The organism is Candidatus Nitrososphaera sp. 86-2, assembly GCF_056726185.1.
This window is the reverse complement of the sequence record NZ_JBWZON010000001.1, coordinates 1,079,002-1,099,236: the sequence shown is the minus strand read 5'-3', so window position 1 is coordinate 1,099,236 and position 20,235 is coordinate 1,079,002. Positions and strand designations below refer to the sequence as shown.

General features: G+C 54.4%; 28 protein-coding genes. 8 read left to right on the top strand and 20 right to left on the bottom strand.

Going from position 1 to position 20,235, the window contains the following annotated elements:
* Positions 1–4: 4 nt before the first annotated feature.
* Entirely contained in the window at positions 5–265 is a 261-nt protein-coding gene (locus ACYOR7_RS06695) for a hypothetical protein (RefSeq protein WP_294805270.1), read from the bottom strand.
* Between the two features lie 4 nt (positions 266–269).
* A complete protein-coding gene (locus ACYOR7_RS06690; RefSeq protein WP_294805272.1) occupies positions 270–1,160 on the bottom strand; it encodes a SirB1 family protein in 891 nt (296 codons plus the stop codon).
* Positions 1,161–1,388: 228 nt separating this feature from the next.
* Here ACYOR7_RS06690 and ACYOR7_RS06685 point away from each other — a divergent pair, with 228 nt between their 5' ends.
* Positions 1,389–2,891, top strand: a complete 1,503-nt coding sequence (locus ACYOR7_RS06685) for an ammonium transporter (protein ID WP_479913463.1) — start codon at positions 1,389–1,391, stop codon at positions 2,889–2,891.
* A 125-nt stretch (positions 2,892–3,016) separates the two neighbouring features.
* Positions 3,017–3,202, top strand: coding sequence for a hypothetical protein (locus tag ACYOR7_RS06680; protein ID WP_294805276.1), 186 nt, complete (start codon positions 3,017–3,019; stop codon positions 3,200–3,202).
* A 3-nt stretch (positions 3,203–3,205) separates the two neighbouring features.
* On the opposite strand, the gene ACYOR7_RS06675 is transcribed toward ACYOR7_RS06680, so the two are convergent.
* Positions 3,206–4,366 (bottom strand): cation:proton antiporter, encoded by a 1,161-nt coding sequence (locus ACYOR7_RS06675; RefSeq protein ID WP_294805320.1) that lies wholly within the window; start codon positions 4,364–4,366, stop codon positions 3,206–3,208.
* 140 nt (positions 4,367–4,506) lie between these two features.
* On the opposite strand from ACYOR7_RS06675, the gene ACYOR7_RS06670 reads away from it, so the two are divergent.
* Positions 4,507–4,683, top strand: coding sequence for a hypothetical protein (locus ACYOR7_RS06670; RefSeq protein WP_294805278.1), 177 nt, complete (start codon positions 4,507–4,509; stop codon positions 4,681–4,683).
* 9 nt (positions 4,684–4,692) lie between these two features.
* Here the strand turns inward: ACYOR7_RS06670 and ACYOR7_RS06665 are convergent, their stop codons facing one another.
* Positions 4,693–5,562 (bottom strand): DNA-3-methyladenine glycosylase family protein, encoded by an 870-nt coding sequence (locus ACYOR7_RS06665; protein WP_479913462.1) that lies wholly within the window; start codon positions 5,560–5,562, stop codon positions 4,693–4,695.
* A 90-nt stretch (positions 5,563–5,652) separates the two neighbouring features.
* On the opposite strand from ACYOR7_RS06665, the gene ACYOR7_RS06660 reads away from it, so the two are divergent.
* Positions 5,653–5,967: an AbrB/MazE/SpoVT family DNA-binding domain-containing protein gene (locus tag ACYOR7_RS06660; RefSeq protein ID WP_294805282.1), complete on the top strand. Its 315-nt coding sequence runs from the start codon at positions 5,653–5,655 to the stop codon at positions 5,965–5,967.
* Here the strand turns inward: ACYOR7_RS06660 and ACYOR7_RS06655 are convergent, their stop codons facing one another.
* Positions 5,968–6,804: an alpha/beta fold hydrolase gene (locus ACYOR7_RS06655; RefSeq protein ID WP_294805284.1), complete on the bottom strand. Its 837-nt coding sequence runs from the start codon at positions 6,802–6,804 to the stop codon at positions 5,968–5,970.
* 163 nt (positions 6,805–6,967) lie between these two features.
* Here ACYOR7_RS06655 and sso10a point away from each other — a divergent pair, with 163 nt between their 5' ends.
* Positions 6,968–7,255: an Sso10a family chromatin protein gene (gene sso10a, locus ACYOR7_RS06650; RefSeq protein WP_294805286.1), complete on the top strand. Its 288-nt coding sequence runs from the start codon at positions 6,968–6,970 to the stop codon at positions 7,253–7,255.
* Positions 7,256–7,276: 21 nt separating this feature from the next.
* On the opposite strand, the gene ACYOR7_RS06645 is transcribed toward sso10a, so the two are convergent.
* Both ACYOR7_RS06645 and ACYOR7_RS06640 read right to left on the bottom strand, forming a co-directional pair.
* Entirely contained in the window at positions 7,277–7,450 is a 174-nt protein-coding gene (locus tag ACYOR7_RS06645; protein WP_479913461.1) for a hypothetical protein, read from the bottom strand.
* A gap of 69 nt (positions 7,451–7,519) precedes the next feature.
* Positions 7,520–7,768, bottom strand: coding sequence for a hypothetical protein (locus ACYOR7_RS06640; RefSeq protein WP_479913460.1), 249 nt, complete (start codon positions 7,766–7,768; stop codon positions 7,520–7,522).
* Between the two features lie 100 nt (positions 7,769–7,868).
* Between ACYOR7_RS06640 and ACYOR7_RS06635 the strand changes: the two genes are divergently transcribed.
* Positions 7,869–8,237, top strand: a complete 369-nt coding sequence (locus ACYOR7_RS06635; RefSeq protein ID WP_479913459.1) for a hypothetical protein — start codon at positions 7,869–7,871, stop codon at positions 8,235–8,237.
* Positions 8,238–8,249: 12 nt separating this feature from the next.
* On the opposite strand, the gene ACYOR7_RS06630 is transcribed toward ACYOR7_RS06635, so the two are convergent.
* From ACYOR7_RS06630 to argH, 10 genes are all read right to left on the bottom strand, one after another.
* The gene (locus ACYOR7_RS06630; protein WP_479913458.1) at positions 8,250–8,723 is read right to left on the bottom strand and encodes a cupredoxin domain-containing protein; all 474 of its coding nucleotides are present in this window, start codon (positions 8,721–8,723) and stop codon (positions 8,250–8,252) included.
* A gap of 52 nt (positions 8,724–8,775) precedes the next feature.
* On the bottom strand, positions 8,776–10,407 hold the full coding sequence (locus tag ACYOR7_RS06625) for a cytochrome b (RefSeq protein WP_479913457.1): 1,632 nt from the start codon (positions 10,405–10,407) through the stop codon (positions 8,776–8,778).
* Positions 10,385–10,999, bottom strand: a complete 615-nt coding sequence (locus ACYOR7_RS06620) for a Rieske 2Fe-2S domain-containing protein (protein WP_294805297.1) — start codon at positions 10,997–10,999, stop codon at positions 10,385–10,387. Before ACYOR7_RS06620 ends, ACYOR7_RS06625 begins: the two co-directional genes overlap by 23 nt.
* A 45-nt stretch (positions 11,000–11,044) precedes the next feature.
* A complete protein-coding gene (locus ACYOR7_RS06615) occupies positions 11,045–11,527 on the bottom strand; it encodes a pentapeptide repeat-containing protein (RefSeq protein WP_294805299.1) in 483 nt (160 codons plus the stop codon).
* Positions 11,528–11,566: 39 nt separating this feature from the next.
* Positions 11,567–12,628, bottom strand: coding sequence for a diphthine synthase (gene dph5 / locus ACYOR7_RS06610; protein WP_479913456.1), 1,062 nt, complete (start codon positions 12,626–12,628; stop codon positions 11,567–11,569).
* 39 nt (positions 12,629–12,667) lie between these two features.
* Positions 12,668–13,816 carry a M20/M25/M40 family metallo-hydrolase gene (locus ACYOR7_RS06605; RefSeq protein ID WP_479913455.1) on the bottom strand — a complete coding sequence of 383 codons (1,149 nt, stop codon included), beginning with the start codon at positions 13,814–13,816 and terminating at the stop codon, positions 12,668–12,670.
* A gap of 13 nt (positions 13,817–13,829) precedes the next feature.
* Positions 13,830–14,696, bottom strand: coding sequence for a lysine biosynthesis protein LysX (gene lysX, locus ACYOR7_RS06600; RefSeq protein ID WP_294805305.1), 867 nt, complete (start codon positions 14,694–14,696; stop codon positions 13,830–13,832).
* Positions 14,693–14,863 carry an alpha-aminoadipate/glutamate carrier protein LysW gene (lysW/argW, locus tag ACYOR7_RS06595; protein WP_294805307.1) on the bottom strand — a complete coding sequence of 57 codons (171 nt, stop codon included), beginning with the start codon at positions 14,861–14,863 and terminating at the stop codon, positions 14,693–14,695. The genes lysX and lysW/argW overlap by 4 nt, the downstream gene beginning before the upstream one ends.
* Positions 14,864–14,875: 12 nt before the next feature.
* On the bottom strand, positions 14,876–16,102 hold the full coding sequence (locus ACYOR7_RS06590) for a LeuA family protein (RefSeq protein ID WP_294805309.1): 1,227 nt from the start codon (positions 16,100–16,102) through the stop codon (positions 14,876–14,878).
* Between the two features lie 144 nt (positions 16,103–16,246).
* Positions 16,247–17,740, bottom strand: a complete 1,494-nt coding sequence (gene argH, locus ACYOR7_RS06585; RefSeq protein ID WP_479913454.1) for an argininosuccinate lyase — start codon at positions 17,738–17,740, stop codon at positions 16,247–16,249.
* A 117-nt stretch (positions 17,741–17,857) separates the two neighbouring features.
* On the opposite strand from argH, the gene ACYOR7_RS06580 reads away from it, so the two are divergent.
* Together ACYOR7_RS06580 and ACYOR7_RS06575 are read left to right on the top strand one after the other, a co-directional pair.
* Entirely contained in the window at positions 17,858–18,145 is a 288-nt protein-coding gene (locus tag ACYOR7_RS06580) for a hypothetical protein (protein ID WP_294805313.1), read from the top strand.
* A gap of 59 nt (positions 18,146–18,204) precedes the next feature.
* On the top strand, positions 18,205–18,576 hold the full coding sequence (locus ACYOR7_RS06575) for a metal-sulfur cluster assembly factor (protein ID WP_479913453.1): 372 nt from the start codon (positions 18,205–18,207) through the stop codon (positions 18,574–18,576).
* Here the strand turns inward: ACYOR7_RS06575 and ACYOR7_RS06570 are convergent.
* Genes ACYOR7_RS06570 through ACYOR7_RS06560 form a run of 3 tightly spaced genes read right to left on the bottom strand, consistent with a single transcriptional unit; the run spans position 18,573 to position 20,235 of the window.
* Positions 18,573–19,415, bottom strand: coding sequence for a succinate dehydrogenase/fumarate reductase iron-sulfur subunit (locus tag ACYOR7_RS06570; RefSeq protein WP_479913452.1), 843 nt, complete (start codon positions 19,413–19,415; stop codon positions 18,573–18,575). The genes ACYOR7_RS06575 and ACYOR7_RS06570 overlap by 4 nt on opposite strands.
* Before the next feature lie 11 nt (positions 19,416–19,426).
* Positions 19,427–19,786: a succinate dehydrogenase/fumarate reductase transmembrane subunit gene (locus ACYOR7_RS06565; RefSeq protein WP_294807429.1), complete on the bottom strand. Its 360-nt coding sequence runs from the start codon at positions 19,784–19,786 to the stop codon at positions 19,427–19,429.
* The gene (locus ACYOR7_RS06560; RefSeq protein ID WP_294807431.1) at positions 19,783–20,235 is read right to left on the bottom strand and encodes a succinate dehydrogenase/fumarate reductase transmembrane subunit; all 453 of its coding nucleotides are present in this window, start codon (positions 20,233–20,235) and stop codon (positions 19,783–19,785) included. The genes ACYOR7_RS06565 and ACYOR7_RS06560 overlap by 4 nt, the downstream gene beginning before the upstream one ends.

The window sequence follows — 20,235 nt, the reverse complement described above, 5'->3', positions numbered from 1 at the left end:
TTTATTAGTTATCGCGCCTTTTTTTCCTGTATCCAACCACAAGCACTATGGCGCCAGCGACAACTGCAAAGAGCGAGTAGACGTACGAGTTTGTGACGATGAAGCAGTTGCGCTCCAGTTCGTCAAGGGCCGCTGGCGGGTATGTCGAGCGGTCTATTGATGCAAGCTGCGAAAGGCACGCATAGCCCTGAAGGTTCAAAAAGAGTGCCAGACTGCCTCCAACTGCGACAAGCGCGACGCCTGTCATCAAGTACTTGGTCTGCAATAATTCAACTCTCTTCTTCTTTCTTCCCGTACGTGCCTGCCCTTATCTGCCTGATGACGTCCAGCACGTCGTCAGCGTCCTCTGCCTCGGGGTCGATTTCGAGGTACGCGTTGAGCGCGTCAAGCGCCTCTTCCGTCTTACCCTTCTTCAGGAGCACGACTCCCCTGTCGCGTACCGCGTCAGGATTGTATTGATCAATAGCGAGCACCATCTCGTTTGCGACCTCGTAGCGCTCCATGTCCTGCGCTTCATAATAACTGCTCTTTAGGTTGTTGAGCATCCTTGTCATCACCTGCGCACTCGTGGCCTTTTCCACGAACGCGTGCGTCATGGCGATGTTCTGGTGCGGGTACGAGCGCTCAAGGAGCGCCTTTAGCGCATAGTCGTCCATTATTCTGCCTCCGTTGAATGGGTCGACGATTATCTCGCCGTTGTCGCCCTCCATTACGTGCTTTAGCAAAAAGTGCGCCGGAAAGGTCACGGGGAGCATGGGAAACCCAGCATCCTGCGCGATTCGCATGTAAATTATTGAAAGCGTTATCGGGATTCCGGCCTTGCGCTCCAGCACTACGTTCAGGTAGCTGTTGAGCGGGTTGTAATAATCGTCCGTGTTTGGCCTGAATTTCTGGTCGCTAAACAAATATTCGTTTATCTGCTCGATTGTCAGAGTCGGCCTGGTTATGCCCTTGCTTTTCAGCGCGTGCGCAACCTTGGCGCCCATCTCGTCGATGCTAGCTAAATTCGCCTTCACGTCCAGGTCCGGGTACGCAAGTATCCTCGCAAGGTTGAGCGCGTGCTCGGCAAGCTTGGTATGGTCGTCTGCCGACACCACGTGCCTGACCACGCAGTCCTGCCAGTCACGTACTGCAGAGTCGATGTCTAGGCCGCCGGCCATTTGCTCATTACCCCTCTTGCGCATATATTTATGTTCAAAGGCGCAGTAGCCGCCGTGCGTGCGTGAGGATGATATAAAGAATCATGTCATAAAATTGAAAAACTACGATAAATAGCGAATAAATTAGCTTTTAGATAATTGCTTGCATTTAAAGATAATTCAAAATACTTGCAAGCGTTGGAAAATTCAACTAAATGCTTTTATTCAAACCTTCTCGCTCTGACCTCCATGAATGCAGACAGTAAAGCAAAGACTTTACTTCGTTCCAAGGTCACTTTGTTGGGTCTAGTTGCTGTCGTTGCAGTACTAGTCGCCCCGACGGTGGCAGGTACTGCGCTGGCCTACAAAGAAAATGACCCTGCCGTGCCATTTCACTGCTGGCAGACAAACGAGGACAAGACTTTAAAAAAGACAGCCGACGGAGATCTGATTCCATGTGAGATTAATACGGGCGACAACGCGTGGATGCTGACATCCTCTGCGCTCGTGCTCATGATGACACCCGCAGGATTGGCTATATTCTACGGAGGGCTTGCAAGGCAAAAGAACGCGGTGAATACACTGCACATGGTGTTCATAACGACCGGCGTGATTGCCGTCCAGTTTGCGTTGTATGGATACAGTCTTGCATTTGGCCCTGACGCAGGCGGCTATGGCTTTATCGGCACGCTTGACTGGGCTGGACTGCAAAACGTTCTCCACGATGTCCCGTCAAACGCGTACGGAGGCATTACAGGCTTTACAATCCCGCACCAAACCTACATGATATTCCAGATGATGTTCGCCATCATCACTCCTGCGCTTATCGTTGCGGCAGTCGCAGAACGCATGAAGTTCAGTGCCTTTATCATATTCATCGTGATATGGGCTACCTTTGTGTACGACTTTGCAGCCCACTGGACATGGCAAATTGCGCCTGACAACTATGGCAGAAATCCTGGATATGTCGCAGGCTGGGGTGGGGCATTTGGCTCGCTAGACTTTGCAGGCGGAACTGTCATCCACATCACGTCAGGTTGGTCCGGGCTTGTCATAGCGTTAATGCTGGGCCGCAGGCTGGGCTACGGCAAGATTCCGATGGAGCCGCACAACATCTCCCTCGTAGTGCTTGGCGCCGCCCTGCTCTGGACAGGCTGGTTTGGCTTTAACGCCGGCTCGGCAGCGGCAGCTGCAACGAATGCAACAAGCGCGTTTGTCGCAACCCAGATTGCAACAGGCATGGCAGCAGTCACGTGGGCCTTGATCTCGTGGGCCCATACAGGAAGGCCGTCTACAATCGGCGCAGCCTCTGGCGCAGTGGCAGGCTTGGTGGCAATCACGCCGGCGTCAGGCTTTGTGTCGCCCATGTCTGCAATAATCATAGGCATAATTGCCTCGATTATATGCTACGCCGCTGTTGCATTCAAGAACAAGCGCAAGTGGGACGATGCGCTCGACACCTGGGGCGTACACGGTGTCGGCGGCCTTGCTGGCGCGCTCTTGACGGGCATCTTTGCAGAAAAGAGATTCACACCATGGGGACACGATGGCCTTGCGTTTGGCAACCCAGCGGCGCTGTACCAGAACGCGGTCGGGGCGTTTGCAGCCCTTGCGTGGGCGATGGGCATCACCGCTGTCATTATCAAGATAATGGACGTGGTGTGGCCTGGCGGCATCCGCGTGACTCCAAAGGAAGAGGAAGTCGGACTCGACCTTGCGCAGCACGGCGAGAGGGCGTACGTGACAGAGTAAGTGACGACTTGGAGGCTCTCTTTGCCTCCTACCTCTTTTTCCTTTTTCAACCAACAAAGTCGGTTAACATTCTTTAACAAATCTTATATCCATGCGCGCCTCTCGCTTGCTTGGGATATACACATATGAGTTCTCGCGGCAACTTTACAAAGGGCCAGACGTGGGGGGCCTTGAAAAAGGCGTGGAGGGGGTACAAGATAGCCAAGGTGCAGGGAGACAGCAGCAAGATGAAAGAGTACGCGACCAAGATACGCACCCTACAGGGCGAACTTGGGGTAAAACAGGCGTCGTTTCCAGAGCTTGGTATATAGTAGCTATTCGTAGACTGCGACTGCCCTTGTGCCCAGCTTTACCAGCATGGGCCCGATAAATGTGGTCAGCGCGACTACCATGCCCACTATGGGGAACAGGAACGGGCTCACCACTCCAAGGTCCTGTCCTGTCTTTAACACGATGAATGAAAACTCGCCCAGCTGCGCCATGCTCAGGCCGATACCGATTGCAAACGTCTTTTCAAAGCCAAACACCCTGACGCCGGCATAGACCGCGCCCATCTTGCCAAGCACGGTGACTGCGGTAATCACGGCGACGGGCACCCAGTAAAGCGAGATGGTTGACAGATCCATGAGCGCGCCGATGGTCACAAAGAATATCGCGGTGAATATCTCTCTGGTGGGTGTGATGAGGTTTGACACCTGCTCCGAGAACCTCGTGCCGGCGATGATGACTCCTGCGAGAAACGCGCCCGTCGCGGCTGAAAATCCCAGCTCGTTGGAAAGAAACGCAAGCCCAAAGGCGGTGCCAAGGGCAAACATGACTGTTATCTCGTAGCGCTCCAGTTTTGCAATGAGCGCAAATATCCTGGGCATGAGGATGACTCCTGCGGCAATCGTCCCTCCGATAAAGAGCCCTATCTTGCCGATTGTCTCAAGAATCTGCACAAAATCAAACGATCCGCTGACCACGCCGGCGTGCATGGCGCTTATCATGACGACTGCCACCAGATCCTCTATGACAAGGACGCCTATCATGAGTATGGAAGAAGTCGCTTCCATCTTGCCCATGTCCTCCAGCACCTTGACTATTATCGCAGTCGAGCTGATGGAAAGGGCGGCTGCTAGGAACATGGCGTCGTAGAACGACCACCCAAGGCCGGCGCCCACCGCAAAGCCTATCCCGAGCATGACAAGCACTTCTATAACCGCGATGCCGGTCCCGAGCTTGCCTATTGCGCGCAGCTGCCTGAGGGGAAACGAGAGGCCGACGCCAAAGAGCAGGAGCACGATTGCAATGTCGGTAAAGCTGTTGAGCATGGCAGTGTCGTGAATGAGCTTGAACGGCCCAAAGGGGCCGATGAGTATGCCGGCGACGAGAAAGCCCAGGATCATCGGCTGCTTGAAGATGTACGCCAGCGCGCCAATGCCTGCGCATATCAGAAGCAAGTACCCGAGGTCCCCTACGAGCTCTATGCCCACCGCCAACGCTTTTCTACCAAGAACAATCCTGGAATTGCTTTATGGCGGCAAGTCAACAATACTTTTCAAACAGCGACCATTTTGTTGATGCACGAATTGTGCACTAGAATTAAATACTTGCGTCGCTCTGAGGGAGATGCTTGGAGCCAAAAGAAAAGGAAGCAGAGATAATCAGCGAGATTCTGCTCAAGGCAGCCAGCGAGCCCGAATTTCGGAACAGCCTCATACGCGACCCTGTGGCCGTTCTTGAAACATACAACGTCTCGCCGCAGGCCAAGATGGTCATAAAGAGGACCATCATCGACCTGACGCAATAGGGACAGCCATTACCACTTTTTGCCCGCGTCCTGCCTCATGTGGTAGTAGAGGAACTGCTGCGCATAGCCGGCGTACCTGCCAAAGTAGCCCCGCGTGGCGCCTGACGCCTTTGCGTACTGCCGTCCCGTCAGTTTTTCGCTCATCTTCTTGCCTGCAAGCCAGCTGTAATGGCTTGCAAGGGCACGCGCTATCCAGACGTCTATCGGAAAGGAGTCCAGCTTTTCAAGCGAGAACAGCAGTATGCAGTCTGCTATCTTGGGGCCAATGCCGTACACCTTTAAAAGCTCCTCTTTGGCCTCGTCATAGCCTGTTTTTTTCAGGTAATCAAGGTCGAGCGAGCCTTTTGCCATTGCTCCTGCAGCCGCTTTTATCGCCTTTGCCCTGTAGCCCAGGCCGCATGCGCGAAGTTCGCTTTCAGAAGCCCTGTCAAGTGCCTTCGCCGAGGGAAAAGTGTGGAATTCCCTGCCGTCGGCGACTATTTTCTGGCCGAATTTTTTTGAAAGTGTGCCGAGCATCCGCCTTATCATAGGTATGTTGGTGTTGCTTGCGCACACGAACGAGATGATGCACTGCGCGGGGTCCTGCCTCATGAGCCTGAGCCCGGGGTACGACGCAACTAGCCTCTGCATGAGCGGGTCCTTGGCAATCTCTGCAAATATCAAATCCATGTCGTCGTCGAGCCGGAACATGCTGCGCTCGATGTCTTTTTCTTCCGGGAACGATGAAAAGACGGGCGCGCCATCCTGGCTTGAAAACTTGACTACCTTGTCTGCGTGTATGCCGTACCATGCCTGCCCTGCCTTTTCCCAGAGAAAAACCTGGCCGCTGTTGACGCTTGTCTCGGGGTCAAAACGGGCAAGGAGCGGCGGCTGTCTCAATCTGTGCTGCTTCTTGGGGCATGGCTTATTGAACTTTTTTTCTGTGCCGCTAAACGTTAAATAAATGACCCGACCCCCACATGCCTGCAAATGAGCAGTAGCAGTAGCAACGACAACCCGACCGATCCCGTCGAGGCTTTCAAGAAGGCGATGGAAAAGGGTGGCGAGGCCCAGAAGGACTTTGCCCGGCAGTTTTCCGCAATGCAGGCAGACGCGATGCAGAACTACCTTGCCATGCTGCGCGGCCTGAGCTTTTACAACGCCATGTTCAAGACAACGGTCCAGAGCGGCGGCAGGATCTCTATACCCGAGGCCGAAAGGCAGGCGCTTGACATCGAAGACGGCGACTTGGTGCAGGTGATAGTGATCCCAATAGAGCGCCGCAGGAAAAAATCCGACGGTTAACTAGCTGAGAGATGACTCTAGCTCTTCCTTTCCCGCAAGGAACTTTAGCAGTATCCTGTTAAAGGTCATCGGCTTTTCGACGTAGGGCGTATGCCCGCAGTCCTTTATCACCACAAGCTCGCTGTTTGGCACTTCTCTGAATTCTTTGGCGTACTGGACCGGTATCATCCTGTCGCCGTCGCCCCACACTATCAGGGTCGGCGCGATTACCGACGACAGCCTGCCCCGGAGCGGCTGCGAGTGCCTCATGCCAAGGAGCGTCGACATGAACGCGTATTTCGCGTTTGGCAGGCCCATCCTCTTGACAAAATCCGTCACCGTGCATTCGTCTACTATGGAAGGGTCGGTTGCCATGTCGCGGAAAGCCTTTTGGGCGTTTTCGTACGTGGGGTAAAGCGCGGCCATTATGTACTGGTCAAGGATTGGAGTCGAAGTGCGCATAATGCCCGCCGGCGAGGCAAGCGCCAGCTTGTCTATCTTGCGCCTGTTGCGGATGGCGTATTCGGTTGCCAGGTGGCCGCCAAAGGATGAGCCGACTAGGTGCGGCCTCTCAATTCCGAGGTTTTGCAAAAATCCCTCAAAAAAATCAACGAAAAAGTCCATGGTGTATTCCACCGTGGGCTTTTCGCTATACCCAAAGCCAACAATGTCCGGCACTATCACTCGGTAATACTTTGACAGAGTGGGTGCCACGAGGAGCCAGCGCTCCGCCGAGGCGCCTAGGCCGTGCAGGAGGACAAGGTCTTTGGCGCCCCTGGCCGGGGAGCCGTAGTCGAGGTATCTTGTGGCAAGCCCGTTGACCTTTGTCATCCGCTGCGGCATAGCTTGTTCCTGCAACAGATTTTGTCTATAATTCTACCTCCAGTCAGTTAATATAGTTATACGGTCAAAAACGGCGGCAAAGCCGGCTGTTATTGTCTTTAGTAGAATTGTTCACCCGTCGCGCAAGTACTGCCGGCCAGTACAACACTCTTTTAAAATATAATTTCGTAGGTCTTTTATGAAAAACAGGAGTAGAATGGATATCGCTTCGGCCATGCTTGAGATAGCTCAGGGCGGGGCGATAAAGACACGGATAATGTACAGCGCCTTTATCTCGTTCCCGCAGCTGAAGGAATACCTGGAAATCCTGGTAGATAGGGGAATGCTGGAATACGCCCCCAAAGAAGGAGTGTACCGCACGACGGAGAGTGGCAGGCGATTTCTAAAGACATACAAAGAAGTGGGACAGACGCTGTACCCCAAAGAGAGCAAGATAACGAGGATAGCTACTGCCGGCCTGCACTGACAAGCGCCATGCGTATGTGCACTATTCAGGCCCTTTAGAGTACTCCTTTAGAAATGCCTCTTTGATGCCGTTTGCCAAGCTACGGAGCTCGGCGTTATCGTTGAATTCGTTGAGCCTGATTGAAGACAGGCCGAGCGATCCAAACTCTCCAAGCAGGACAGCCTGCTCGTTTTCTTGGGGGTGAATCTCGGGCATGGGCTATTCAACACAAAACTCGTATATACGCAGACCGCCCGGGGTGCGGCTATTGTTGTTATCGTAATGCTATGTGAGGCTGCCGGGGCTGCGCACTGCCCTTGCCGCCACTGTTGATGATGCATAGCGCGCGTATTTCTGCATAAAGTACCTGCCGTTCTTGCGCACGATGTCGCGGTACAAGTCCGGCTGCGAGACAAAAGCCGGCGTGTCTGCCTGGTAGTGGCCGCAGCGCCAGCATATCCACTCTGTCCAGCGGCCGTCGCGGTACTCGTATACCGCGTTTTCGCACGTCGGGCAAGCAAACGACATCGACATTCATCGCAGGATTGCTTTTCTATTACATTGCTCAACGATTTTAGATAAACAGCTGGAATTAGTTAGTTTAAATCCTCGTCTATGCGTGCCGGTACCCGTCTTGGCAAACGAAGTCGCAATCTCGCTCGCAGAAAAAGAGGTGGCCGCCGGCCAGGAACTGCATGGGACTATCGTGATAAACTATGCCGGCAGGTGGGACAGCGTGGTAATAAACTCTCAGATAGAGAATTCAAGCGACATCTTTACGTACAGTCTGCTAAATGGCAAAAAGATCAAGCACCCGTACGCCCGACTGTCGATATTCAAAGACGAGCTGAAGGGCAGGATTGTAGTAGAGTTTGTTTCGTCGACGAACCACGTGCCTGCAGGAGATTATACAAGCGTCAAGTTCCGCGTGACTCTCATCCAGGAGCATAAGGAAATCTTTTCCGACATTGCCTACATAAAAGTAGTAAAAAAGAGCGCCTAATCTGCTGACTGACTAGGCGAAGCTTTCTGTTACGTCGACAGAGCCTTGCATCCACGGGTGCGGCTCACAGTGGTAATGGTATGTGCCTATAGCCGTAAACGTAAACTCGTATGTGGCTCCGGGAGGAACCAGACCGATTGTGTCAATGGAGTTAAAGCTGCCGTTTATCTTGTCTTTGTACCCTTCGTCGCTAGTGATGCTGTGGGGGACTTCATCGGTGTTCTTCCAGATGATGTGGTTGTTTGTGCCAAGTGCAGAGCGTATGTCCTTTGGGTCAAAGAACTTGGGGTTTGACTGGACCGAAGAGCCTGGGGTTATCTTGACTGTCAGGCTCTCTGCGGGATGCAGCACTGCCGCCGGCAAGATTGGCTTGGCGTTTACCGCCGGGACATACATGTATTGGTAATAGGCCATGCTTATGCCTACTGCGATGACGAACGCGATGATGCTGATGCCGCCGGCGTGGTTTGACATCTGGTTTGTCATCTGCTGATCACCGTGGCTTTATTTTCACATATAAAGTTTGTTTGTTGAGCCGTCATGGGTTTTTCGGGCCCTTGATGTCTGGGTTGTTTTCTGCTGCTGTTGTTGTGCCTGTTGTTGTTGCTGCCGTCTTGGCTCCCGGGGCAGGCCCAGAAGTCGATGAAGTCGCGGCCTTTTGCGGGGGGAGCTGTGCCGGCTTTTCTGCAGGCTTGGCCGCCGGTTGCGTAGCAGACGGTGGAGCTGCAAGCGGCTTTTCCTGCGTCGGTGTCGCCGGAGACGGCTTTGGAGGCGCTGCCGCTGGCTTGGGTGCCGGCGGGGTGGGCTTGGGCGGTGGAGCCTTTGCCTGTGCCTTGCCGTACCTGTACAGGTGGAACATGCCTGCAAAGACCAGCATCATGATGCCTACTATGAACAGCGAGTAGTTCTTCATCCCGTCAAGCATCGCATAGTACGCGGCGATGTTTAGGTACACCTGGAACCCGATGAGCACTACGAACAGGGCGTAGAGCCATTTTTGCGAAAGCTCTATCGAGGACTTGCCCGCCTTCTTGGGCTGCGCCTTGGCGTTTGCCTCTGCGTGCTTGGCCAGCTTTATCATCATGTATGTAAAGCCAAACGAGAGCGGCACCAGCAATATCATGACCAGATAGAAGAATATCGGGTCGATGACGAGCCTCTCCAGCAGCGCTTTGTGCGTGTCAGGGTCAATGTAGAATCCCCAGTACGTGGTAACCAATATCTGCGCAAGGCTGGTAATGCCTACCGCGGTGACGATCGGCCTGTCCTTCCAGGAGAATTTCTTGTACCTGTCGACAAACGGTACGAGTAGTAGTGCGCCTATGAACAGGCCCGGCCACGCGACGCCTGTGACGAACTTGTCGTACATCGTCCTGAGGAATGCGTACAGGCCAGTGAGGTACCACTCTGGCACGGTAATGCCCGGAGGAACGTGGGGATCAAATGGGAGCCCGAGTCCTACTGGGAACACTCCTCCTGTGAGCATGATTGCGCCCGAGATTGCCATGACCATCGGCACGTCGAACACCAGGAACCTGGGGAAGTGGACTACCATGAGGCCCAGCAGCGCGATAGGCAGCATGAACACGTGGAATGTGTAAAAGCGCAGGATAAAGTCGTGGAACCCTGCGCCAAAGAACGCTTCACGCATCTGCGGTCCCATGATAGGTATGGAGTTTGTGAGCGAAGCCGCAATCGAGATTGCCAATTCTGCGCGCTCTGAGAATATGATGTCGTAGCCGGTGAACGCCTCAAGGATGGTGAGCACGCCCAGTATGATGCCTGTAACCCACAGGATCTCGTTTCTGATCTTGTACCTGCCGCTAAAGTACTGGTAGTACATGTGGAGCAGGGCGAGCATGACCATGCCGTTTGAAGCGTGGTAGTGTATGTTGCGTATGTGGAACCCGTAGGGGATGGTGTCGTTGATGTTCTTGACGCTGTTCCACGCCCTGTCGAGGATTGGCTCGTACCAGAGCATGAGAAGCGCGCCGGTGATGCCCAGGATGATGAATACGACGAAGGTCAGCATTCCGAGGAAGCCCAGCGGGCTGACGAACCTTCCTGGGAACGTGAACTTCATTCCCATGAATATGGTTCGCTCTACCCCGGCGTACATCCACCGGAAGAATCTCGTCAGACTGTTCTCATACGTTAAGGAAGCGCCCATAACCAACAATCCCGTTTTTATTCGGACTCCATGTCGGAGGCAGTATCCATATCTTGCCGTCCTTGTCGACCTCTAGGTCTAGCCTTGGGAGCACGTTTGAGGGCGGGCCCTGGAGTGAAGCCGGTCCTGCAAATGCCTTGCCCGTGAATGGGTCGTACATGCTACCGTGACAGGGGCACTCTCCCCTCTTGCGGCCTGTGTCTGGAAAGTATTTCCAGAGGCACCAGAGATGGAGGCACACCATGCTGTAAGCGCGGAAAGCAGAAGCGTCGGTCTTGTCGCCGCCAAGCTCTGGAGGCAGCCTGATGAACTGCCAGGTGCGGAAAGCCTCTTTGTTGAGGACTGCGTCCTTGCTCTTGGGGTATATGATAGCCTCAGAATGGTTAATCGGAAAATCTTTAACCGTTGCCTGACTGCCGTCTGGAAGCTCTACGGGCTGCTTTTCGCCCACGTTTCCTTGGGGGTTTGGAAGGAACTTGCCCCAATCCACAAACGGCGTAAACGTCATGACGGTGCCTGCAGCGGCCATGAGCTTTAAAAAGTCACGCCTTGACACCTTACCTCCTGGCGGTAGTGGAGGATTCTGCGCCATATGCCAAAAACTGGCTTGGATTTAATTAATAAACGTTTGTCCTAATTAGTGCTTCTCGTTCCAGGGGGTTCCGTCCAGCTTGGCGTATTTCAGATACGCACCCATCCTGTCAGAGCCGGCCACGTTGGCGTTCTGCATGTTTGCCTCTACAAACACCGTCTGCGACATCCTGACTGCGCCCATGTCTGCGCCGGACAGGTTGGCCCACATGAAATTGGCTTTCGTGGCGTCGGCGCCGGAAAGCTTGGCACCCTTCATATCTGCGTACATGAAAATCGTCTCCTTGCAGTCTGCACCTTCAAAGTTTGCGCCGCTCATCTCGGACTGTACAAAGTTTGCGCCTGAAAGGTTCGCCCTGGCAAAGTTGGCGTTTGTCGCCACCACGCCGTTGAGGTACGCGCCGGCGATGTTCTTGCCCGTAAAATCTTCGCCGGTGAGGTCCAGTTTCGTAGTCAGGTTCTTCATCCTCCACGCGTTGAACTCTTGTACCTTGCCTTCGCGGAGAAGGTTCAGGGCTTCTATCGACACGTTTCTTTGCAGCATTTTTGCCACATATATAACTACACTTCAGGGGTTCCATGGGTTGATTCCCTTTTGGAACCTCAACGCGTCCACAAGCCCTTCAGCATAGCCGATGCTCAGGACCGCAAGCTCGTGCTTGCCCTGCCGCAAGAAACGCTCGGCGTCGTCGATATAGTATTCGGCGTTGTCCAGCACTTCGTGCATACCCTTGCTTTCGCCCTCCTTCCGCAGGATGTCTCGCATGTGCCGGACCGCCTCCCTTGCCTTTGGCGCATAGCGCTCTATCATCTGCGCAGAAATGCGCTTTACCTGCGCCGAATTGTCCGCCGGGCTGTCAAGGCACACGGTCAGCGCTTCAAGGGCCTCCTCCTCCGTGAAATGCAGGCTCGCCGGCACGATGACAGAGTGCGGGCCAGTGCCAAAGCCGACGCCGGCAAGCGACTTTATTTTCCCTGACACTATGCGCGAGTCGTCAGAGCCAAGCCTTGATGCGACGACTACGAACGTCTCTTCTGAAAATACGCGGTGGCGCAGGTCGCGTTCGGCGTCAAGGAGCATCTTTAGCACGGTAGCAGGATCAAGAAAGAACGGCGCGCCCGTCTTTTCGTCTTGGCTGTATTCAGTCAGGATGAGTGTGTGGCTTCCAGAAAGCAGGTTGTCAAACACCGTGTTGTAGACGCTCATCGCCGACTTTGGCTCTGACATCATCGTGACCGTCCTGCCGAACTTGTACATGTGCAGGCCGCATTCGCCCATGATTGACGTTATGCCGGACGCGGCGTGCAGGACGCCTGTTTTTATCGACGCCTTTGCCGCCCTCGCGCGAAGCTCGGTGTGGGTAGTGGCAAGAAGCGGGTCGCCGTAGGTGACAAGCGCCACCTGCTTTTCCTTTGCGGCTTCAAGTATCTCCCTGCCGTCCTCTACGAACCAGCGCTGCACGGGTTTTGCGCTCTTGCCGATTGTTGTGTTTATCCCGTCAAGGTCGCTGTCCGCAAGGGCGCTTGTGAACCTTTCAATGAAAACAATGTCGCACTTTTTCAACACCTGCACCGCCTCAAGGCTGAGCCCCATGTGGCCGCTGATGCCTGCGCCTACCAACCAGAGCATATTATGAGAGGTAGAGCGTGGCGGCGCCTATATGATTTGTTACTTGCTTTTTTTGTCGCCACTGCTACCGCCGTTCTGCTTGCGGATGTGGTGTATGCGCGACATGTGAAAGAGCGCCCTGCTGAACACCTCTATGCTGTTGACATATTCTTCAACATTGACGCGCTCGTCTGCCGTGTGCGAAGCGTGCGGGTCGCCGGGTCCGTACGTGACAACGGGTATCTTGAAGGTGTTGCCAAGCACGTTCATGTCGCCCGTCCCTGTCTTACGCAGGAGCACTGGCCTCTTTTTGCGGACATCTAGAATGCCAAGCGACAGTGCCCGGACAAGCGCCGAAGAATGGTCCGCCTCGAACGGGTCCGTCCTGTCCTCTATCCTGTAGGTGGCTTTTACCCCTTTTTCTTTTGCGACTTTTGTAATGACATCGTCCACAGTGTCAAGCACATTCTGGCAGGTCGTCACCGTGGGTATGCGCATGTCTATCGTTATCTTGCATTTTTGCGGGGTCACGTTGTGGCTCGATCCTCCGCTTATCTCTGTCAGCGTGCAGCTGATGGAATTGGCCTTGCTGTCGGCAGTCCCAACCCTTTCAATCTCTGCCTTGATTGCGCGCCAGAAATCGTGCATCTCTTCAATCGAGTTTCGCGCAAGCCAAGGCGCGCTTGCGTGCGCGCTGTCTCCGACATCGCACGTTAAGCGTATGGCAAGCCTGCCCTTGTATGCAATCGTGATGTTATCGATGCCCGAAGGCTCGCCAAACATGGCGTAGTCGAGCCCTATCTTGCTCTTTACCAAGTTTTTTACTCCTGTCGCGTTTCCTTCCTCGTCGACAACGCCAGCAAAAATCACGGTGCCGCTCTGCTTTGGAAACTGCGATGCGGCAAGGAGCATAGCTATCAAGGGAGCTTTTGCGTCAGACGCCCCCCTGCCGTAGAGGTAGCCGTCCTCGATGCGCACCGGCACCTGTCCTGGGACGGTGTCCATGTGGCCGCACAAGAGTATGCGGGGCTCGCCGGCTCCCTTTGACGCGATGACGTTTCCGACGCTGTCGATGTTCACCTGCTCAAAGCCGAGCTCGTTCGTGCACTTGTCCTTTATCATGTTGGCAAGCGCGGCCTCGGACCTTGAAGGCGTGTATAGTTCTAGCGCCTTTTGCAAAAGCTCGACAGCGTAGCTTGGCGACACCAATTCTGCTTGCTCTCTACCTTTTGTTCAATGCAAGGGCGTAATCAACCATTTGGCCCGGTATGTCCACGCCCGTCACGCGCACCGTGTTCTTGAACTCTGTCGTGTTGTTAACCTCGTGGACCATGAGGCCGTCCTTGTCGCTTTCCATCAGGTCGACTCCGACTATTTGGCCGCCAACTGCGCGTGTCGCCTTCATGCAAATGTCCTCCAGCTCCTTTGTGACCGGGCAGACCTCTGCACGCCCGCCAAGGGCCATGTTGGTCTTCCACTCACCGTCGCCCGAGTAGCGGTAGATTGCCGCAACTACATGATCGCCGACTACGATCGCGCGGATGTCGCGCGGAGGGCGTTTCACAAACTCTTCAAAGTAATAGATGTGGTACAGCGGAAACATGTGCTCCCTGTCTTCTATGACCGCACGCGCCGCGTCCCTGTCGCGCAAAAGCCCTATCATCCTGCCCCAGCTGCCGACCGTCGGCTTTATCACCGCGGGGTAGCCAAACTCTTCAAGCGCCGCTGCTGCGGATTCTTCTGAAAATGCTGCAATTGCTTTTGGCGTGTTGACGCCTGCCTTTTGGAACTCCATGTGGGCAAACATCTTGTTGCCCGTGATGCTTGCGACCCTGAGCGGGTTTATCACGCTTGCGCCAAGGCCCTCAAGCACGGCTGTCGCGTGCAGGCTCTTGAAATAAGACACTGACCGCTGGAGAACCACTCTGCCGGAGTATTTCTTGCCGTCGTCGAGGCGGATTGTGAGGTTCTTGACGTCGATGTTTTCAGTCTCGACGCCCTTTTTCTTGGCCGCTTCTATTAGGGACTTTTCCTCCCAGCGGATAGTGTCGTACAGTATGGTAAGGGGATTTCCGCTACCCGAGCTCACTGACCCCAGTCCTCGCCGACAACCTGAGCTGGTTTTATGTCAAAGCCCCCTGAAGCTGCCTTTACCAGCTCGTAGCCGGCACCGCAATCGGGGCACGTGACTATTTCGCCCTCTATCGAGTCGGCGGGAATCTTGACCTCTGCGTCGCATTCTGGACAGTTGACCATCTCTTCTGCTTCCTACTCCTTCTGCCCTACTTTCATCGGCGCGTCATTAAGTATCTTTCTCTCCAGCCTGTCGTCCAGATACAGTTCGAGGATGTCGCCCATGCGAAGTTCCTTCAGACCCTTTGCCAGCTGCTCTGCCTCGTGCTTGCTTGTTTCAAGGCCGAGAAGCGACAGCAGGTACGCCGCGCCGTTCTTGCCTGCAAGCTCGCCAAAGACTATCTTGCGCCTGTTGCCTACCGCCTTTGGCTCCAGTATCTCGTACGCCGCCGGGTTGCGCAGTATCGCTGCAAGGTGCGTGCCGGCCTTGTGCTTGTACGCGCTGTCGCCTACAATCGGCTTTGACTCGGGGATACCAAGGTCTATGTACTCTGACATCGTCCTTGACAAGTCCTTTGTCATGTGCAGGCGCAGGTCGTTGTTGGCCTTGTATATGAGCGAGAGCGCGACGGCAGTCTCGGCAAGCGCCGGGATTCCGGTGCGCTCGCCAAAGCCGTCTATCGTGGTATGTATCTGATCCGCTCCTGCCTCGCAGCCAGCAAGCGCGTTTGCCAGGGCAAGCCCCACGTCGTTGTGGCAGTGCACGTCAAGCGATGTCCTGGACCTGTCAATGTTGTCGTACACCATCTTGACCAAGCTGAACATGCCCCGCGGGCGCATGATTCCCACCGTGTCGGGGATGCTTATCCTTTCGATTCCGCGCTTGTTCATCTCTTTGCACATGTCGATGAGAAACTCTGGCTCGGTCCTGCTTGCATCCTCCATTGTAAAGCGCGATTTCAGCCCGTGCGACTTTATGTAGTCCGCCACTTCAAGGGCACGTATCTTGGCCTCTTCCCTGCTAATCTTTAGTTTTGCCGCAAGGTGAATGTCGGAAATTCCCATGTAGGTTGCGACCCACGTCGCGCCGCAGCCTATCGCAATGTCGACGTCCGATTTGATAGCACGCACGTGTGCGACAATGTCTGCGCGCAGGCCCTGCTTGATTATCGTCTTTGTAGCTTCAACGTGGTCCGGCGAGACTACCGGGCTTATCTCTATCTGGTCGACGCCAAAAGAGTCGAGCATCCATGCTATCTGGATCCTCTGCTTTATGGTAAAATTGACTCCCGGGTGCTGCTCGCCTTCCCGGAGCGTGCTGTCCAGGATCCTTATCTTGCGGCCCGAAGTTGCGGCGTCCGGGCCTCCCATCCTGTTGTACATGTGCGCGTAGTAGTTCGGATCGTCTGATTTTAGCGACATTTCTGCTACCGTGTAACTATATTCGTAGTTGATATAAACCTTATCGCAACTAAAACAGCGAATTCCACACCTATTTTTTAGGAAAACCGCTAAATGCGAGCTTGAAAACCACGAAAACCAAACTCGAAAAGGGGATAAAGTGCGCTAACGGGCGCCCGGCCAGGCTTGCATGTACTTTGCGACGGTTTTCGCAAGGCTGTCAACGCATCCCTTGACGTATTTCGTCCTTTTTGTGGTTCCTTCGCGGTATCCCGCCACCCTTGACCTTGCTATCCTTATCATCTCGTCCTGCTCTTTTGGATTTGGCGAGCCGGCGGACCTGCGCAGCTGGATTGACTTTTCCGGCGTCATCTCTTTCACTATCTCGGCCAGCTCATCAGGTTTGATTCCCTCTTGCTTGGCCTGATTTATTGCAACGGCGATCTCTTTAGTACCGAGCGCTGCAAGCGGAACGTCTTTTTTGGCAGCAAGCGAAACGAGCGCGCCGACGACCTTGTGCGCGCTGCGGAACGGCACACCTTTTGTTGCTACCAATTGCTCGGCAATATCAAGCGAAATCGCATAGCTCTTTGCAGAAGTATCAAGCATCTTTTTCTTTTTCACCGTCAGCGTGCTAATGACGCCTTCCATCACCTTTACTGTACTTATTGCAGTAGCAGACGCTTCAAGCAGCTGCGGCTTGATGTCCTGCAGGTCGCGGCTGTAGCCTGACGGCAGGCCCTTTACCATGCCGAGCACCGATGCAAGCCTGCCTGCGATTATCGCCGCCTTGGCCCGCGTCAACTCTAGCGGGTCCGGGTTCTTTTTCTGCGGCATAGCGCTCGAAGTAGAGCTGTAGCGGTCGTCAAGCTCTACAAAGCCAAACTCTTGCGTGGACCATATTATGAGGTCCTCTGCCATTCTCGCAAGCGTGGAGGCAAGTATCGCAAGGGCCGCGACGTATTCCAGAAACGAATCGCGGGAAGTTGTGGCGTCAAGCGAGTTGCGCACCAACCCGTCAAATCCGAGGAGCACTGCCGTGCGCTTGCGGTCGATGTTTATGCTGGTTCCTGCGATGGCGCAGGCGCCAAGAGGCGACTGGTTTATCCTGCCAAAGGTGTTGTAGACGCGCTCAAAGTCGCGGGAAAGCGCGTCTGCATAAGCAAGCATGACGTGCGAAAACGTGCCCAGCTGGCCCTGCTGCAGATGGGTGTAGAGGGGCATAATTGCGTCCTTGTTCTTTTCTGCCTTTTTCACGAGCGCGTCAATTAGGTCTGCAAGGGCCATACACAACTCGTTAATGTCGTCGCGCACCTTCATCCGGACATCGAGCACCACCTGGTCGTTTCGCGACCGGGCGGTATGCATCTTGCCTCCCGCGTCCATCCCTGCCTGCTTTATCACAAAAGCTTCAAGCGCCTCGTGGATGTCCTCGGCGCCCTCTGTGTCGATTACGCCTGGGTTCTTTTTCGCCGCCTCCAAGGCTGCCAGGATTTTCTTCAGCTCATGCTGACTGATGACGCCTGTTTCGTGGAGCATCACCGAGTGGGCCTCACTTCCTACGATATCATAGTAGAGTATGGACTGGTCGTGCTCCATCGACGAGAGGAACGCAAGCACGTCGTCGTCCATCCTGCCCTTTGGCCTTGAGCGGTACACGCAAGTGCATCGTTCCGCGCTTTATTTTAATATTTTACAACCAGCTAGCTGACGTCCATCGGCTTGTAAACAGAAGCTAGCTTGGGCGCTTCTATACATTTTAGCAATGATTTTCGCATGGAATCAGCGCTAGCGCCACCAGTGCGCCTGATAGAATACCCAAACGACCTCTCTGGATGCGACTCTGTCGAGATCGGAAGCAAGCGCCTGCTGTACATGTGCTCAAACAGCGACGCAGGCAAGCACTTTGTGATTGTCCTCGGCTACTACGCCGGGCAGAAGGAAGACTTTGTCACAAAGGACCTGATAGAGCCAGTTGACGACTGGAACAGGGCAGCTATAAAGGAAGTGCTCGCAAGGTCGCTTGCTCAGGAATACGCTGACGCGCAGGTATTCTTCCTCTAACACTTTTGTTAATTTGTTAATGATTAAATACGGTAGTTTTCCATCTATTTGTTAGAGAAATGAGCACTGACGCCAAGAATGACGCTAATCCTTCCGCCACCCCTCAAAAGGGCGACGACCTGCAGCAGACCCGCAGGAAGATTTTCGACGAATTGACCAAGATAGTCGACCCCGAGATAGGGGTGTCGATAATGGAGCTAGAGCTTGTCGACAAGGTGGACATCAACTCCGGCAAGGTCGCAGTCGACTTGCATTTGACAAGCCCGTTCTGCCCTGCCGTGTTTGGCTTCAAGATAGCGCAAGATGTCCGCGACAACATCTACAGGGTGACGGGCATCAACGAGGTCAAGGTGCAGGTGAGCAACCACTTTATGGCAGACGCCATAAACAAGCAGGTCAACGAGAGCAAGTACCCTGCAAAGGCCGCCTAGGTCTGCTTGCTTCTGTCCTTCAGCTCGGCCTTCTTTTTCTCGTTGCTTGAAAAGCCAAGCAGGTGACCGCGCAACAGCTGTATGCCAAGCGCAGGATCGACTCCCTTTGGACAGACCGTGCTGCACGAGCCGGCAAAATGGCACCTGAATATGCCGTGCCTGTCGTCGACAAGGTCGAGGCGCTCCTTTGCAGCCTCGTCGCGGTTGTCGATGAAATATCGGTATGCCTGCGCAAGCGCCTGCGGGCCGGGGAACTTTGTGTCCGTGGCCACTGTCGGACACGCAGAATAGCAGAGGCCGCACTTTATGCAGTATGAAAACTGCAGGAACTTGTCCACTTCCTCGGGGTTCTGCATGAACTCGGACATCCTGTTCACCTGTTTCGTCTCCATGTCTGCCAAGTCGCTGTGTATGTACGGCTGCATGTCCTTGTGGTGCGCAAAGAACTGTTCAAAGTCCGTCACGAGGTCACGTATGTGCGGAAAGTTGGCAAGCGGCTCTACCGTTATCACGCCGCCTTCAAGTTCGGACACCTTGGTGTAGCAGGCAAGCCTCGGGATGCCGTTTATCTTCATGCCGCACGAGCCGCAAGAAGCCATTCTGCACGAGTAGCGAATGCCGATGCTGTGGTCCTGGTACTGCTTGGCGTGCAAGAGCGCGTCGAGGACGGTGGTTGACCTCTGAACTGGCACTTCAAAGAGGTCGTATTTCGTGTGCTCGCCGGCGGCCCTGTTGCCCCTGAGCACCTTTAGTGTGATGGATGTCCTCTGTATTTCCTTGTGCTTTTCTGCACGCTTTTTGTCAAGGCGTTCGATTTTTTCTATTGTTTCTGTTGCCATTTTTATTGTCATCACCCTAGTGAAAGCCCGTTTGCCACGATTATCGTGCGGGTCCCGTACGCCACTATTCCTATCATCGCCGCGATTGTGACTGCCGTCACCATGCCCTCCCAGTTCCTGCTCTGCCTCATTTCAAGCAGGATTACCCGCAGACCGTTAAAGCCATGTATTGCTATCAACACCAGTATCGACTCTAGCAGCACGGCGTAGGGGATGTTGTGGTAGTTTGCTATGACGTTCTGGTACTCTAGGCTCATGCCAAACGGCATCACGAGGCGCATCATGATGTGCACGGCCACTACGAATATCGCGGCTATCCCCGTGATATAGTGGATTTTCATTATCTCGCTTTCTTTGAGCAATTCTATCATTCGCCTCCAAACAGCACGGACGCGCCGTACAGCATTGCCACTGCGGCCAGTATTAGCGCTATCCATATCCCGGACTTTTGCTTGTAGTTGAGCGACACGGCGTCGTATGGGTAGTCGGGCCTTCCCGGCTTGCCGAGCCACTTGCCTCCGTGCGTGAATATCAGGCGTATGCCGTTTGCAGAATGGAACGTGCTCATGCCTATCACGAGTATGAGCACCATGTGGCCCAGCGGCGTTTGAGTTAGCTCCATCATCGCGTTCCACGCGTTAACGCCTCCTGTGAGGTTGCTTGTCTCGTAGATGTGGCCAATGAAATACGCAAGCAGGCCGACGCCTGTCAGCCTCTGCAGCCAGTACGAGACGCGCTCCCACCCGTACCTTGCCGGGTTGAGCCAGCCTGCTATTCCTTCGCGGTTGTTGCGGTCAGCCGACGGCGATGACGTTTCCAT

Excerpts from the sequence above, each read along its gene's own strand:
- ACYOR7_RS06690 (WP_294805272.1), bottom strand. The coding sequence starts at position 1,160 with ATGGCCGGCGGCCTAGACATCGACTCTGCAGTACGTGACTGGCAGGAC.
- ACYOR7_RS06685 (WP_479913463.1), top strand. The coding sequence starts at position 1,389 with ATGAATGCAGACAGTAAAGCAAAGACTTTACTTCGTTCCAAGGTCACT.
- ACYOR7_RS06680 (WP_294805276.1), top strand. The coding sequence starts at position 3,017 with ATGAGTTCTCGCGGCAACTTTACAAAGGGCCAGACGTGGGGGGCCTTG.
- ACYOR7_RS06660 (WP_294805282.1), top strand. The coding sequence starts at position 5,653 with ATGAGCAGTAGCAGTAGCAACGACAACCCGACCGATCCCGTCGAGGCT.
- sso10a (WP_294805286.1), top strand. The coding sequence starts at position 6,968 with ATGAAAAACAGGAGTAGAATGGATATCGCTTCGGCCATGCTTGAGATA.
- ACYOR7_RS06645 (WP_479913461.1), bottom strand. The coding sequence starts at position 7,450 with ATGCCCGAGATTCACCCCCAAGAAAACGAGCAGGCTGTCCTGCTTGGA.
- ACYOR7_RS06640 (WP_479913460.1), bottom strand. The coding sequence starts at position 7,768 with ATGTCGATGTCGTTTGCTTGCCCGACGTGCGAAAACGCGGTATACGAG.
- ACYOR7_RS06630 (WP_479913458.1), bottom strand. The coding sequence starts at position 8,723 with ATGACAAACCAGATGTCAAACCACGCCGGCGGCATCAGCATCATCGCG.
- ACYOR7_RS06625 (WP_479913457.1), bottom strand. The coding sequence starts at position 10,407 with ATGGGCGCTTCCTTAACGTATGAGAACAGTCTGACGAGATTCTTCCGG.
- ACYOR7_RS06620 (WP_294805297.1), bottom strand. The coding sequence starts at position 10,999 with ATGGCGCAGAATCCTCCACTACCGCCAGGAGGTAAGGTGTCAAGGCGT.
- dph5 (WP_479913456.1), bottom strand. The coding sequence starts at position 12,628 with ATGCTCTGGTTGGTAGGCGCAGGCATCAGCGGCCACATGGGGCTCAGC.
- lysW/argW (WP_294805307.1), bottom strand. The coding sequence starts at position 14,863 with ATGGTCAACTGTCCAGAATGCGACGCAGAGGTCAAGATTCCCGCCGAC.
- ACYOR7_RS06590 (WP_294805309.1), bottom strand. The coding sequence starts at position 16,102 with ATGTCGCTAAAATCAGACGATCCGAACTACTACGCGCACATGTACAAC.
- ACYOR7_RS06580 (WP_294805313.1), top strand. The coding sequence starts at position 17,858 with ATGGAATCAGCGCTAGCGCCACCAGTGCGCCTGATAGAATACCCAAAC.
- ACYOR7_RS06575 (WP_479913453.1), top strand. The coding sequence starts at position 18,205 with ATGAGCACTGACGCCAAGAATGACGCTAATCCTTCCGCCACCCCTCAA.
- ACYOR7_RS06570 (WP_479913452.1), bottom strand. The coding sequence starts at position 19,415 with ATGGCAACAGAAACAATAGAAAAAATCGAACGCCTTGACAAAAAGCGT.
- ACYOR7_RS06565 (WP_294807429.1), bottom strand. The coding sequence starts at position 19,786 with ATGATAGAATTGCTCAAAGAAAGCGAGATAATGAAAATCCACTATATC.
- ACYOR7_RS06560 (WP_294807431.1), bottom strand. The coding sequence starts at position 20,235 with ATGGAAACGTCATCGCCGTCGGCTGACCGCAACAACCGCGAAGGAATA.